Annotated in this window: 16 protein-coding genes; 8 read left to right on the top strand and 8 right to left on the bottom strand. The window is 62.0% G+C overall.

The window, feature by feature from the left end; genetic code table 11:
- Window positions 1–644: 644 nt before the first annotated feature.
- From AC25BC_RS03375 to AC25BC_RS03350, 6 genes are read right to left on the bottom strand one after another with little or no spacing between them, the layout of a single operon-like run.
- Window positions 645–1,337, bottom strand: a complete 693-nt coding sequence (locus AC25BC_RS03375) for an amino acid ABC transporter permease (RefSeq protein WP_012756346.1) — start codon at window positions 1,335–1,337, stop codon at window positions 645–647.
- Window positions 1,338–1,356: 19 nt separating this feature from the next.
- Window positions 1,357–2,064: an amino acid ABC transporter permease gene (locus AC25BC_RS03370; RefSeq protein WP_017993182.1), complete on the bottom strand. Its 708-nt coding sequence runs from the start codon at window positions 2,062–2,064 to the stop codon at window positions 1,357–1,359.
- 56 nt (window positions 2,065–2,120) lie between these two features.
- Complete coding sequence (locus tag AC25BC_RS03365) at window positions 2,121–2,945, bottom strand: amino acid ABC transporter substrate-binding protein (RefSeq protein WP_012756344.1); 825 nt, start codon at window positions 2,943–2,945, stop codon at window positions 2,121–2,123.
- A 16-nt stretch (window positions 2,946–2,961) separates the two neighbouring features.
- Window positions 2,962–3,702, bottom strand: coding sequence for an amino acid ABC transporter ATP-binding protein (locus tag AC25BC_RS03360; protein ID WP_017993181.1), 741 nt, complete (start codon window positions 3,700–3,702; stop codon window positions 2,962–2,964).
- Window positions 3,695–5,185, bottom strand: coding sequence for an NAD(P)-binding domain-containing protein (locus AC25BC_RS03355; protein WP_128440078.1), 1,491 nt, complete (start codon window positions 5,183–5,185; stop codon window positions 3,695–3,697). The genes AC25BC_RS03360 and AC25BC_RS03355 overlap by 8 nt, the downstream gene beginning before the upstream one ends.
- Window positions 5,182–6,180, bottom strand: coding sequence for a LysR family transcriptional regulator (locus tag AC25BC_RS03350; protein WP_017993179.1), 999 nt, complete (start codon window positions 6,178–6,180; stop codon window positions 5,182–5,184). Before AC25BC_RS03350 ends, AC25BC_RS03355 begins: the two co-directional genes overlap by 4 nt.
- Before the next feature lie 161 nt (window positions 6,181–6,341).
- On the opposite strand from AC25BC_RS03350, the gene AC25BC_RS03345 reads away from it, so the two are divergent.
- From AC25BC_RS03345 to AC25BC_RS03320, 6 genes are all read left to right on the top strand, one after another.
- Window positions 6,342–6,824, top strand: coding sequence for a CMD domain-containing protein (locus AC25BC_RS03345; protein ID WP_113545762.1), 483 nt, complete (start codon window positions 6,342–6,344; stop codon window positions 6,822–6,824).
- The gene (locus tag AC25BC_RS03340; RefSeq protein ID WP_017993177.1) at window positions 6,821–7,396 is read left to right on the top strand and encodes a peroxidase-related enzyme; all 576 of its coding nucleotides are present in this window, start codon (window positions 6,821–6,823) and stop codon (window positions 7,394–7,396) included. The genes AC25BC_RS03345 and AC25BC_RS03340 overlap by 4 nt, the downstream gene beginning before the upstream one ends.
- 132 nt (window positions 7,397–7,528) lie before the next feature.
- Window positions 7,529–8,116 carry a TetR/AcrR family transcriptional regulator gene (locus AC25BC_RS03335; RefSeq protein ID WP_017993176.1) on the top strand — a complete coding sequence of 196 codons (588 nt, stop codon included), beginning with the start codon at window positions 7,529–7,531 and terminating at the stop codon, window positions 8,114–8,116.
- A 110-nt stretch (window positions 8,117–8,226) separates the two neighbouring features.
- A complete protein-coding gene (locus tag AC25BC_RS03330) occupies window positions 8,227–8,961 on the top strand; it encodes an SDR family oxidoreductase (RefSeq protein WP_017993175.1) in 735 nt (244 codons plus the stop codon).
- A gap of 143 nt (window positions 8,962–9,104) precedes the next feature.
- Window positions 9,105–9,494 (top strand): nuclear transport factor 2 family protein, encoded by a 390-nt coding sequence (locus AC25BC_RS03325; protein WP_017993174.1) that lies wholly within the window; start codon window positions 9,105–9,107, stop codon window positions 9,492–9,494.
- 11 nt (window positions 9,495–9,505) lie between these two features.
- The gene (locus AC25BC_RS03320; RefSeq protein ID WP_012756335.1) at window positions 9,506–9,859 is read left to right on the top strand and encodes a DoxX family protein; all 354 of its coding nucleotides are present in this window, start codon (window positions 9,506–9,508) and stop codon (window positions 9,857–9,859) included.
- Window positions 9,860–9,959: 100 nt separating this feature from the next.
- Here the strand turns inward: AC25BC_RS03320 and AC25BC_RS03315 are convergent, their stop codons facing one another.
- Together AC25BC_RS03315 and AC25BC_RS03310 are read right to left on the bottom strand one after the other, a co-directional pair.
- Window positions 9,960–10,445, bottom strand: coding sequence for a peroxiredoxin (locus AC25BC_RS03315; RefSeq protein ID WP_011650769.1), 486 nt, complete (start codon window positions 10,443–10,445; stop codon window positions 9,960–9,962).
- A 100-nt stretch (window positions 10,446–10,545) separates the two neighbouring features.
- On the bottom strand, window positions 10,546–11,409 hold the full coding sequence (locus AC25BC_RS03310) for a protein-disulfide reductase DsbD domain-containing protein (protein ID WP_017993173.1): 864 nt from the start codon (window positions 11,407–11,409) through the stop codon (window positions 10,546–10,548).
- 141 nt (window positions 11,410–11,550) lie between these two features.
- Here AC25BC_RS03310 and AC25BC_RS03305 point away from each other — a divergent pair, with 141 nt between their 5' ends.
- Complete coding sequence (locus tag AC25BC_RS03305) at window positions 11,551–12,156, top strand: YqgE/AlgH family protein (protein WP_012756333.1); 606 nt, start codon at window positions 11,551–11,553, stop codon at window positions 12,154–12,156.
- Window positions 12,157–12,270: 114 nt separating this feature from the next.
- Complete coding sequence (locus AC25BC_RS03300; RefSeq protein ID WP_003584739.1) at window positions 12,271–12,462, top strand: CsbD family protein; 192 nt, start codon at window positions 12,271–12,273, stop codon at window positions 12,460–12,462.
- Window positions 12,463–12,585: the final 123 nt, after the last annotated feature.

Below are 12,585 nucleotides of genomic sequence, written 5' to 3'. Positions count from 1 at the left end.
TGCGGCGAGATTGAGGCGGGAGCTAATTCCAGTTTCATTGCCAGGCTAATACGGGCAGCATTCGACATGAGATGATCGCGTGCGTGCATCCATTTGACAGCCATATGCTGCTGAGCCAGACTTGACGCATGATCAGGCCATGGCCCCTACTTGTTGACCATATTCGCAACGCGCGAGGACGTTCGGAAGACGAAAAATTCTCGTCAGCCTTGCAAGGCATTGAGCAACTTGCCGATTTCATCGCTCGAAGTTCGCTTCGGGATGCGCTGTTCGGATGGACATCCATGGCTGATCTATGCGTCCAACAAACCGACCATGCCCCTCCCTCAGTGGCCTACCTTCGGATTTCAGCGCAATCATCGGGCCTGATAGAGTTTCGCTATATCGATACGAATGTGGAACGCCGGCAATGGACGCGGACGGAAACGCCAGAACGAGCTGTTCACAGGCTTAGGACCTTCTTAGACCAGCTTCATTGGGTTTCAGGTCCTGACAGCTTTGCTGCCATCCCGAACTAAGAGTTTGCGGCCTGGCCATCCAAACTCGCATCGGCTATCCCGCCTTCAACCAGCCAACCAGCGCTATGCAACGCGTAAATCTGGTGATCTGGAATATCATCGATCAAAGAAAGCGCCCGACGCGCTTTAGGCCCATACCCTCAGAGCCCGTTCCATCCGGTCGGCGGCGTAGGTGACGATATAGGCGATCACCATGTAGATGACGACCGCGATCAGGAAGGCTTCGAGATAGTAGAAGTTCAGCGCCGCGGTCAGCTGTGACTGCGCGAAGATGTCGACGACCTCGATTGCAAATCCCAGCGACAGCGCCTTCATGATCACCATGATCGAGTTGGCAAGATCCGGGATGGCCGCGACGATGACCTGAGGCAGCATGACCCGGCGGAACACCTGGCTGCGCTTGTAGCCCAGGGAATAGGCCGCATCGGCCTGACCGTTGTCGAAGGAGTTGAGGGCGCCCTTGACGACTTCCGCCTGGAACGCCGCGACGCAGGCGGTCAGGGCGACGATCAGCGTGATCCAGTTCGGCGTCGAGTGACCATTATAGTCGATGCCGACGAGCGAGGTCAGAAACTGCAGCGTCGGCGGCAGGCCGTAATAGGCGAGGAAGATCACGATGACCATCGGAACGCCCTTGAAGACGACCTTGTAGGCGACGACCAGTTCCCGAAGCAGCGGGACTCGCCGATATTCCACCATCGCGAAAAGGCTGCCGACGATCGTAGAGAAGACGAAGATGCCAAGCGCCATGGCGAGCGTCACCGGGACCGCGCCGAGGATGTCCCAGAGATCGGGAAGAAGGACTTCGGAATCGAACATGTGATGACCTCCTATTCGATCAGACGCTTGCCATCATCGTGGCCTTGGCCGGTGCGGTATTGGGCGTAAACTTTGCGTTTCGCGTTTCGAAAAAGCGCACGACGATCCATGCCACGAGGCATAGCAGCGAATAGATCACCGCCAGCACAAGGTAGGTCTCGAACTGGTACTGGTTGTAGTCACGCTCCATGACCAGATGGGCGGTCGCCATGACATCAGCGGCGCCGATGTACATGACGAGTGCGACGTTGTGGATGAGGTAGATGATCGAGTTGCCGTAACCTGGCAGGGCGATGTGCACCGCCTGGGGTCCGACGACCCGAAGGATCTTCTGAAGGAAGGTGTATCCGAGGCTGTCGGCGGCGTCGTGCTGGCCGCGTTCCACGGCGAGGTAGGCTGGCCGCAGAACCTCGGAAAGATAGCCTCCATGGTAGAGGCTGAGACCGACGATCGCCGCGACGTTCGGGGACACGAAGTCCTCGACCTCGAACAAAGCGACGACCAGCGGCAGCCCGTAGAAGGCAACGAACAACTGGAGCACGACGGGGACGCTCCGGGCATAGGAGACGTAGAGGTCGGCCAGCTGGCTGACAATCGGTATCCTGCGCACCCGGAACGTCGTCGTTATCAGGGCCAGCAGGAAGCCGGCGATCATGGCCGTGAACGTGATCGCAAGCGTCAGCGGCAGCGCCTTGAGCAGCTCGGGGATCATGATGGATAGGTCCACTTCGGAACACTCCTTGTTTACGTCTTGGGCCTGATCGCCGGTATCGTTGGCCGGCGTTACTTCATGTAGGTGGTGATGTCCTCGCCGAACCATTTCTGCGAGAGCTTGGCCAGCGTGCCGTCGGCCTTGAGCTCCTTCAGAGCCTTGTCGATGTCTGCGGAGAGCGCCTTGTTCTCCTCGGAGCGATGGATCAGGACGAAGGTGTTGTTGATCGCGACCGGCTCGCTCGCCTTGACGTCGAGCTTCTGCTGGTCGATGACCGTCTGCTCGCCGAGGTTCGACGGCAGAACCAGCGCGTCGTATTTGCCGTTCTCGACCTCTTTCAGGCGATCCGGATAGGGAATGCCGGCGCTGGATGCGGTGATCTCGATTTTAAAGTCGGGGTTCTTTTCCTGCCAGGCAGTGGCGAACTTGTAGATGCCGCCGCCGGCCGTCACGGGCACGATCTTCTTGCCGACGAGATCCTTCATTTCGTTGATGCCGCTGTCCTTGCGGCTGTAGATCTTGATCAGGCTGGCGCCGATCGGGCTCTCCGGAAGGAGGAACTGCTTTTCGCGAGCGGGCGCCCGGTAGTAGCCGCCGGTCGCGATGTCGTACTTGCCGGTGGCGAGGCCGGTCTCCTGAGCGATGTCGGCAGCACCCTCCATGACGAATTTGTACTGGGGCAGCTTGGCGTTGATCGCCTTCAGGACGTCGGGCTCGTAACCCTGCGGCTCGACGCCGATGGCACCCCAGGAGAGCGGCTTGGATTCGGCAGCCGTCGCGATCTTGATGGTGCGCACGTCCTCGGCATGCGATAGGCCCGCGGTTGCGAGGGCAAAGGCAACGCCGGCGACAGCGAGGCCGAAGGTGCGGCGGGAAGTCGACTTGATGGAAGACATGTCAGGCATCCTTTCTTTACTGGATGGAGTGTTCGGAATTCAGGAACTGGGCAAGGCGCGGGTTGGAGGGCGTGTCGAAGATCTCGGCAGGGCTGCCTTGAGCGGCGACGACGCCCCGATCCATGAAGACGATGCGGTTCGAGATGTTCTTTGCGAACTGCATCTCGTGGGTGACGAGGAGCGAGGTGATGCCGGACGACGTGACGTCCCTGATCACCTTCAAAACCTCGCCGACGAGTTCGGGGTCGAGCGACGACGTCGGTTCGTCGAAGAGCATGACATCCGGCTTCACGGCCAGCGCACGCGCAATGCCGGTCCGCTGCAGCTGGCCGCCGGAAAGCTGGGACGGGTAGCTGTCGATCTTGTTCGAAAGGCCGACCCGCTCAAGCTCCTGCAAGGCGATCGAACGCGCCGCGTCCTTCGACTTGCGTTGCACGACCACGAGCGGATCCATCACGTTCTGAATGACGGTCATGTTCTTGAAGACGTTGAACTGCTGGAAGACCATCGCCGTCCGCAGCCGGATCGCCTGGACCGCAGTGTTGTCCGGTTTCTGGTAGTCCATCCTGACCTGATCGAAGGCGATCGTGCCGGAGGCCGGCTTGGCCAGATAGTTGATGCACTTCAGCAACGTCGTCTTGCCGGTGCCGCTGGGGCCGATGATCGACACCACGTCGCCGCGGTTCACCGAGAGATCGACGCCGTTGAGGACCTGGGTGTTTCCGTAGGACAGCTTTAGGTTTTTGATCTCAAGCATTTCGGGTCGGTGTCCTTTCGGCAGATAGGTCGGAAAACGTCGCGGTCTCGTCGTCGGCCCACTCGTCTCCGAGCAGCTCGGGCGTATCGAAGGCCTGGAGATCGGCGAAATGACGCTCGCGGTCGGCGACGAACAGCGCCCTGACGATGCCGCGCGCGAGCCGGTCGGCACCTTCGCTGATGGCGGGAATATCGCCCGTGAGCTTGCCGTGGCTGAGCGTGGCCGGGAAGTTGAAGCAGTGAATGCGGGCCAGCGCCGGGCAAGCGCCGGGCTCGGCCTCGAGGAACTCGAACGCCTCTCCGAGGTCGGGCGAGGTTTCAAGCTCGTCGTTTCGCATGTCCGCGGGCACAGGAAAGCGGTCGCGCCAGAGGCCGATATGGGATGCGACGGCGGCGAGTTCCGGCCGGTTCTTCAGGTCGACCCTGAAGCCGGTGCCGAAGATCAGGAAATCGACGGGATAGCTGCCTTTCGGCGTCGTCACAACGGTATGGTCGCCTTGCTGCTGCAATCGATCGATCGGGCTTCCGAGATGAAGATGGGCCTGCGGGAATGCGCTGACACGCAAGACGCTCGGGCGCGGAGGCGGCGTCTGCGAGCGCATGGCGTAGTCGAGAAAGCGCCACTTCCAGTCATCCGGCAGACCGGCGAAGCCATGCACCACGCCCTGGCTGCCGATGCCGGTGAACTTGTTGATCCGTGGCAGGTCGGTCCTGCGCACGAACATGTCAAGCCGGGCGGCACCTGCCTCGAGCGCGGTGGCGGCGTTGTCCATCGCCGAGGCGCCAGCTCCGACGACGCCGACCCGCTTGCCGCGCAATGCGGCGAAATCGATAGGGTCGGCGGTATGGGCCCAGAACTTGCGCTCGATGCCGTGGGCGATCGACGGTACGAAGGGACCGCCGAGACCGTCGCGGCCCGTTGCCAGCACCACATGGCGCGCGATCTTCGTTTCGGACCGGCCATCATGACGGCAGACGACATCGAGCAGGCCGTCGGCGCGCGGACGAATGGCATCGACGGCGACCCCATTGCGTACCGGCAGGTCAAGCACGCGCCGGTACCAGACCAGGTAATCCATCCATGTCTGACGCGGCGCCCGGTCGAGCGCGGTCCAGGCATCGCGGCCATGACGCGCCTCGTAGTAGGCGCGAAACGTCAGGGCCGGCAGGCCCATTGCCGGCCCGGTCAGTTGCTTGGGGGAGCGAAGGGTCCGCATCCTGGCGAAGGTGACCCACGGCCCCTCGCTTCCTGCAGGCGCCTTGTCGAGAAGGATGTGGTTGGCGACGCCGAGCCGCTTCAGCATGGCGGAAGCCACGAGCCCGGCCATGCCCGCACCGATGATCACAACGTCGACGACCCCATGGCCATCGACGATGCGGGGCGGAACCCATGACTTGGCCGGCAGCTCCAGCCAGGCAAGGTCCTGGCGCAGGCGTGCCTCGAGCGCTTCAAGACTGTTCGGAAACGTCGAGAGGTCGCTCATGACGGCACGTCCTCGGTCATCGGGCTGCCGCCGTAGACGGTGTCGGCCAATGCTTCGACGCCGCCTGCGTCATGCAGCCGGCAACCGGGCATCGCGAGCGCCACGGCGCGCGCCGCATCGATCACGGCGGCAACTGTCGGGGTCAGCGGCATCGCGGCAGGCGAGATGGCGCCGAACAGGAAGGGGATGGTGTGGTCGAGGACGCGCATCACGATCCCCTCGAGCGGAACGCCGCAGACCGTCGCCGGCTCGACGATGGCGACACCCAGTCCGGCCCGGACCATCGTCAGGGCCGTCAGCGAGGCGTTGACGTCGATCATCCGTTGCGGCGCCACACCCGCCCGCTCCAGGGCCTCGTCGATGCGGTGCCGCAGGCGGTAAGGATTAGCGAGCGTGATGATGCGGCGCTCGGCGAGATCGGAGAGACGCACCACGTCATCGTTGGCGAGCGGATCGTTGGCGGCGAGAGCGACGACACACGACGCTTCGGCAATCCAGTGCACGTCTAGGCCGGGATGTTCCAGCGGCAGGCTTGAGATCCCGAAGTCGGCCGAGCGGGCGAGCACGGCCTGCACGACATTCTCGGCCGCCAGCGCCTGCACATGGAGATGACGCGGTATCAAGTCCGGCGCGACGGCCGCGATCGCCTGCGGCAGAACGCCGGCCGCAAGTGAAGGCGTGGCGGCGATCGTCAACGACGGCGGCTCATCGAGACCGATGGCATTCGCCCGCTCGCGGATGTGGGCGAGGCTCGCGAGATGGCGTTCCACTTCGGCGTGAAACAGCAGACCGCGCGCGGTCGGGCTGATGCGCGGGCCGCTTCGATGCAAAAGCGCATAACCGATATCGGCTTCCAGATCCTGGATCAGCCTTGTGACCGCCGGCTGCGACCGGCCGAGCAGTCGCGCCGCCCCGGTCACGCTGCCGGCGGACATCACCGCTGCGAAGGCTTCAAGCTGCCGGATATCGAAAGAGTTAGAATGCATAATGGACATCAAACACTCTCCTTCATGTCAGTAAAGCATGACAATTCTCATTTGACGACTGGCTGTAGATAAAAAATTCACATCAAAGTCTGCCTAGCATTCCAGTTTGACATAATGAGAGGTCCGGCCTACCTAAGACTTATGTCCGCTGACGTATTGAGGAGCTTGTTTTGACACTCATCGAAACTCTTGCCTCTGTGAGGCCGGGTTCCGCGCTCGCGGAAGCCATGGGCAAACGCGCGGAGATCCTGCGCCTCAGTGAAGCGGCCCACGACGCAGTGCTTCTGCCACGCGATCCCGGCGGGCTGTCGCACGGCCTGAGGGCTGCGCTCGCCGCCCGCATGGCGCGCCACAACCGCAGCCCGGCGCTCGCAAGCCACTACGACACGCTCGTTGCCCGCGCCGACGAACCGGCGACAGCCTTGCTCGCCGAGCCGGACACGAACGTGTCGGATCCGCGCACCGCCGAGATCGTTCGCCATGCCGACCGGCTCACGGTCGCGCCGCGCGATGCCACGCGCGCTGATGTGGAGGCATTGCGTCAGGTCGGCGTAACCGACGCCGACATCGTCCGGCTCGCGGAACTTGCGGCTTTCGTCAATTACCAGGTGCGGGTTCTCGCCGGCCTGAAGCTGCTGGGAGAAATGCGATGAGCGAGGTCGTCCACACCTTCACCACCACGGTGCCGCGCTGGCAGCCCTATGTCGTTCCGGTCGATTTCGCGACCGCCACCGACGAGCAGCATGCGGCGATGCAGACGACGCCGTCGAACAAGGGCATCTCGCCCTATGTGCTGACCCTGGCGCACGACCCCGAGACGCTCGCGGTCCGCTCACCGCTGTTCAACCTGATCATGTACGGCAAGGACGGACTGGCGGCCAGCGAGCGCGAACTGGGTGCCGTCGCCGCCTCCGTCGTCAACCGCTGCGTCTACTGCGCCGCCGTCCATGCATCGCGGTTCAACAACCTGACAAAACGCACGGATGTCATCGACGCCGTGTTCGCCGATGGTCTCGAGGCGACGCTCGACGAGCACCTCCAGGAAATCTTCAACTTTTCGGCCCGATTGTCGACCACGCCGCCCGAGGCGGTCGCAGCCGACGCGCAGGCGCTGGCGGACGTCGGGCTCGACGAGCTTGAGGCTCTCGATCTCGTCCTCTCCTCGGCGATCTTCGGCTGGGCGAACCGCCTGATGCATACGCTCGGCGAGCCGATGAAGGACTAAAGCGCGTCACACGCTTTAGATCTTTGGTTTTCCGCATGTCGTTTTGCGCGACATTCGCGCATTTCTGTCGCTGGACGACAAATGGCATGATGTGTCAAAAGAAGCCCGCCGCATGTCAGCGTGGAGACAATCTTGGGACTTCGGGAAGATAAGAAGGATCGCACGCGAGCCCAGTTGCTCGAGGCCGCGTTGGATCTGATCCACAAGCGTGGATTCGAGGAAACGACGGTCGCCGACATCGCGGCCGCCGTCAGCGTGTCGCCCCGTACCCTGCTTCGCTATTTCCCGACAAAGGAGGATGTGATCGTCAGCTGGGTGCAGGATGGTATGACGATCGTCCGTGCGGAACTGACGGAGCGGCTCGCCTCGGAGCCGCCGGTTGTCGCACTTCTTGCTGCCGCGCGGGCGATGCTTTTGGCGTTCGATGAAAAGTCGCGTTTCTTTCTCGCCATCGAGACGGCGATCCGCTCCAACAGGAGCATTTCTGCGCGAAAAGAACAGATGATCGCCGAACTGATCGACGAAGTCGCCCATATTCTCGCCTCGCCGGACAGGCGGTCTCCGCTCCCTGACGTTGTCGCCTATACGGTGGCGGGAACGGTTTTCGCGCTCATTCGGGCATCGATAAACAGTTGGGTGGATGGCGGAGCGGCAATGTCACTCGCCGATCTCTTCGATCGCGCCGCCGGTATCGTCCATTTCGAGCAAAATGTCACTTAGTGTCATTTGTCGTTGACAGACATAATTTCCCATGCAATTTCACGATGCGTTGCTGAGCAACGTCATTGCAAACAGCCTCGCCCTGCGAGCGCGCCTGCTTGGGAGATAGAATGTCCACAGATCAAAAAATCGCGCTCGTCACCGGCGCGACCCGCGGCCTTGGTTTTGAAACGGCTCGACAGCTCGGCCGGGAAGGCGTCTTCGTCCTTCTCGGCGCACGCGATCTTGCCGCAGGCCAAGCAAAGGCCGAAACATTGCGTGCAGAGGGATTGGCGATCGAAGCGATCGAGATCGACCTCAATCGCCCTGAGACGATCGACGCTGCCGCATCATCGATCGGCGAGCGGTTCGGCAGGCTCGACATCCTGATCAACAATGCGGGAATCCTGCTGCTCGACACCGACGATTTCCCCAGTATGGCCTCCATCGAAACCCTGCGCGAATCCTATGAGGTCAATTTCATCGGAATGGTGATCGTGACCCAGAAACTGTTGCCGCTGATCCGCAAGGCGGTGAGTGGGCGCATCGTCAACCTTTCCAGCAGCGTGGGTTCGCTTTGGTGGACGGGCGATGCAAATAATCCGTCCCCCGACGTCAAATGGCTTGGCTATGCCGCCTCCAAGGCGGCGGTCAACATGCTGACCGTGCAGCTTGCCCTTGAGCTGAAAGATACGCCGATCAAGGTCAACGCGGTCTGCCCCGGCTATGTCATGACCGAATTGAACCGAGGCGGCGGCTACATCACGATCGAAGACGGCGTTCGCGCCCCGGTCAAATATGCTTTGCTTGATGATGCCGGACCGACCGGCCAGTTTTTCAACACCAATGGCCCGATCAACTGGTGACGGCCCGCGGCCCCGCGCTTGGATAACCCGGCATGCGCCGGACCGTTCAGCGACACGGGGATGTTGCGTCCTGAGAACGCGGCATCCGCCTTTTCGCCGCGATCGCGAATTCGCACCCCTTCCCCTTTCAAGGACCATGAAAGATGAAACCAACGACCGATGACATCGTCGAGATCAACCAGATCCTCTCGCTCTGGGCACACCTCGTCGACAATCATGCGTGGGACAGGTTCGGTGAAGTCTTTACCGAGGATGCACATTTCGACGCGGGCGTTTTCGGCTTTGCGCCGGTCACAGGCATTGCAGCGATCTGCCATATGGCCAGCCAGGACGGCCATGCGACGGCCCATCACACGACGAATGTGCACGTTCAGGAAGGCGCGGGCGACGAAATCGTCGCCGTCTCGAAGGGCCTTGGTCTGTTGTCGAACGGGGCAGTGGCGAGCGTGACCTATACCGACCGGCTGCGGCGGACGCCGGAGGGCTGGCGTTTGGCGCGCCGCACTCTCGCGCTCCAAGCGCCGTCGCATTGAGGTCGCCCCCTATGTCTCTCGTCAACCTATCCCTGGCAAACGTCATTGCCTGGCTGCTTGCAGCCTTCTTCTTCGTCGGCGCCTATGGCAACACTTTCGTCAGCCCCGAAATTGCCGCGGACTACGCCCGCTGGGGCTATCCGGAAAGCTTTCACTATCTGACCGCCATCTGTGAATTCACGACCGCGGTCATGCTCATCTTCAAACCGCTCCGCCTCTACGGTTCACTGCTCGGAAGTGCGGTGATGCTGGCCGCCGCGGGCACGGTTCTGTTCCACGGCGAATATGCTCATGCAATTCCGCCCCTGGTGGTGCTGGGTTTTTGCGGGCTCGTCGCTGTTCTGACGATGAGGCGAGCAGGATGATGCCCGCATCCGGCAGCAGGGGCCGCCCGAGAGCGAGCCGATCACACAATCGAAAAGAGGCGACCGAACGGCCGCCCCTTCATCCATCAGGAGTGAACGCTCAGAGCTGTTCCAGCATCGCGGCAGCGCCCGAGACGGTTGCCTGGCCGGGGCTTTCCTCGACGTTGAGGGCTTTCACCACGCCGTCCTCCACCAGCATCGAATAACGCTTGGAGCGAAGGCCGAGGCCGCCGGCGGAGAGGTCGGCGTCGAGGCCGACGGCCTTGGTGAAACCGGCATCCCAATCGGCGAGGAAGTGGATCTTGCCCATGCCGCCGGATGATTGCGCCCAGGCGCCCATCACGTGCCAGTCGTTGACGGCGACGACGGCGATGTCGTCGACGCCCTTGCCGAGGATGGTGTCGCGGTTTTCGAGATAACCCGGCAGGTGGTTCAGCGAGCAGGTCGGCGTGAACGCGCCCGGCACGGCAAAGAGCACGACGCGCTTGCCGGCGAAGAGCTGATCGGTGGTGATTTCGACCGGGCCGTCAGCCGTCTTTTCCTTGAAGGTGGCGGCAGGAAGCTTGTCGCCGATCGCGATGGTCATGGTTTTCTCCTTGAGTTCTGGATTGGGAGTTCTGGCTTTGGGAATTCCGGCTTGGCGGCGGCGGGCGCCGCAGGGGATCGGAGGCGACTATAGGAGCCCGTCATTGAAAGGCAAGTGTGGTCTCCATCGCCCTTTCGCCGTCGATGACCAGCACGCTCCAGCGCTTGCCGGATATGTCGTAATTCTTCGGCAGCTTACCGATAGCGACATCGACCTTGAAGGTGGCGCCGTCGCGTTTGCCGCCGATCTGCTTGGTGAAGGCATAGCCGCTCGGGCCGGTGACGATGATATCCGGCGCGTCCGTCCCCTCGCCAGGCCCCTCGCCCGGCCCCCCGCCCGGCAGAGCGAGTGTCAGCGACAGCGTCTTCCTGTCGGGCGACATCGCATGCGCCGTCACGTCGAAATCCGGCGATGGCGGCTTCGGCAGCCTCGCATCGGCGGCCTGAAGGATCGCCTCCTCTTGCGGGTGCGACTGGATGGCGGGGCCAAGCTTCAGCTGCAAATTCGCCTGGAAGGGAATGCAGATATCCTTGCAGATGCCGATGAAGGCGGCAGCATCGATCGTAACCGGGCCTTTGCCGGCCGCCGTCAGCGACAGCGGCAGCGTCACCGGCGCGTCATAGGCGATATCCTCGATCGCGCCGTTGAAAAAATGCTTCGGAACGGGATAGGCGATGGCATCGAGCGTGACGCCGCTTTCCGCCGCGACAGTGATTTGGGGCGGAATGCCATTGCCGCCGGGTTCTTTCCAATAGGTGATCCAGCCGGGCTTCGGCTCGATCTGAAGGGCGGCGCGGATTTTGCCGGCGGCATCGGGGGCGAGCGCCACGAGGCGCATGCGGCCGCCCTCGTTGTCCGCCCAGGCGCTCATTTCCGCATGGGCGGAATAAAACGGGAGAAGGGCTGCGACCGCTGACACAACCACGATCAAAAGCCTGCGCGGGCCTGAGGAAATAACCATCATGGAACAAAGGTTTACCGAATGTGCCGTTTGGCCGCCAGAAGTCGCGGCGATTTAAATCTTCATTTTCAGTTGATTGATGTGTGACATTGGCCCATGTTTCTCTTGTCGAGGCCTTGGTGCGGTCTAGCAGCAGGAGGAACGATGTCCTTATTGACGCTGAAGAACAGACGGGAACGTGGCTTCTTCGATGGCCAGTTCCTCATCGCCATGCCGGGCATGGAAGACCGCAATTTTGCGCGCACGGTCATCTACATCTGCGCGCATTCGGATGCCGGCGCCATGGGCTTCGTCATCAACCGGCCACAAAGCCTCACCTTCACCGATGTGCTGCTGCATCTCGACATGATCAAGCAGGAAGATTCGATCGTGCTGCCGAAGCGGGCGCGCGACTTCCCGATCCAGACCGGCGGCCCGGTGGAAAGCGGCCGCGGCTTCGTGCTGCATTCGGACGATTATGCCAGCGACTCCTCGATCCCCGTCAGCGACGACATCTGCCTGACGGCGACGCTCGATATCGTGCGCGCCATCTCCAAGGGCGATGGGCCGACGCGGGCAACGATGCTGCTCGGCTATTCCTCCTGGGCGGCCGGCCAGCTCGAAAGCGAAGTCGTCAACAATGGCTGGCTCACCTGCCCCGCCAATGAGGAATTGATCTTCGACCGCAGTCTCGACGACAAATACGAGCGGGCGCTCGCCGGCATGGGCGTGACCGCTGCGATGCTTTCGGCCGAAGCCGGCCACGCTTAAGAGACTGGCCTGACGATCGCTGACCTGACGGCAGCGGGAACGAATAGCCGCGAGTGACGTTTCATTTCGGCAAGCATGGACAAGAAGCCCATGCCGACCAAGGAGACATCACATATGGGTAGCACCAGCGACAAGATTTCCGGTAAGGCAAACGAAATTGCCGGCAAGACCAAGCAGGCCGTCGGCAAGGCCGCGGACGATCGCGAAATGCAGGCCAAGGGCGCTGTCCAGGAAGCCAAGGGCAAGGGACAGGTCGCAACCGGCAAGGTCAAGGACAAGCTCAAGGGCGCCGTTGACCGGCTCTGAGCGACAGCACTAAGACGCCCAAAGGACGCTGTGCTTCCGATTTAAGGAATGCGCAGTAGACGCTCATCCTTTATCACCATGCCTGTTGCGCCCCTCGCGCGGCAGGCATTTTTAGTCTGCCAC

Source organism: Rhizobium sp. WSM409 (genome assembly GCF_057653825.1).
Note: the sequence above shows the minus strand (reverse complement) of the source record. Positions and strands in the feature narration are given on the sequence as shown.

What these genes read in the sequence shown, in the direction of transcription:
- AC25BC_RS03350 (WP_017993179.1), bottom strand. Translation starts at nt 6,180, where the DNA reads ATGTCCATTATGCATTCTAACTCTTTCGATATCCGGCAGCTTGAAGCC.
- AC25BC_RS03355 (WP_128440078.1), bottom strand. Translation starts at nt 5,185, where the DNA reads ATGAGCGACCTCTCGACGTTTCCGAACAGTCTTGAAGCGCTCGAGGCA.
- AC25BC_RS03315 (WP_011650769.1), bottom strand. Translation starts at nt 10,445, where the DNA reads ATGACCATCGCGATCGGCGACAAGCTTCCTGCCGCCACCTTCAAGGAA.
- AC25BC_RS03330 (WP_017993175.1), top strand. Translation starts at nt 8,227, where the DNA reads ATGTCCACAGATCAAAAAATCGCGCTCGTCACCGGCGCGACCCGCGGC.
- AC25BC_RS03360 (WP_017993181.1), bottom strand. Translation starts at nt 3,702, where the DNA reads ATGCTTGAGATCAAAAACCTAAAGCTGTCCTACGGAAACACCCAGGTC.
- AC25BC_RS03310 (WP_017993173.1), bottom strand. Translation starts at nt 11,409, where the DNA reads ATGATGGTTATTTCCTCAGGCCCGCGCAGGCTTTTGATCGTGGTTGTG.
- AC25BC_RS03375 (WP_012756346.1), bottom strand. Translation starts at nt 1,337, where the DNA reads ATGTTCGATTCCGAAGTCCTTCTTCCCGATCTCTGGGACATCCTCGGC.
- AC25BC_RS03325 (WP_017993174.1), top strand. Translation starts at nt 9,105, where the DNA reads ATGAAACCAACGACCGATGACATCGTCGAGATCAACCAGATCCTCTCG.
- AC25BC_RS03320 (WP_012756335.1), top strand. Translation starts at nt 9,506, where the DNA reads ATGTCTCTCGTCAACCTATCCCTGGCAAACGTCATTGCCTGGCTGCTT.
- AC25BC_RS03300 (WP_003584739.1), top strand. Translation starts at nt 12,271, where the DNA reads ATGGGTAGCACCAGCGACAAGATTTCCGGTAAGGCAAACGAAATTGCC.
- AC25BC_RS03340 (WP_017993177.1), top strand. Translation starts at nt 6,821, where the DNA reads ATGAGCGAGGTCGTCCACACCTTCACCACCACGGTGCCGCGCTGGCAG.
- AC25BC_RS03305 (WP_012756333.1), top strand. Translation starts at nt 11,551, where the DNA reads ATGTCCTTATTGACGCTGAAGAACAGACGGGAACGTGGCTTCTTCGAT.
- AC25BC_RS03365 (WP_012756344.1), bottom strand. Translation starts at nt 2,945, where the DNA reads ATGTCTTCCATCAAGTCGACTTCCCGCCGCACCTTCGGCCTCGCTGTC.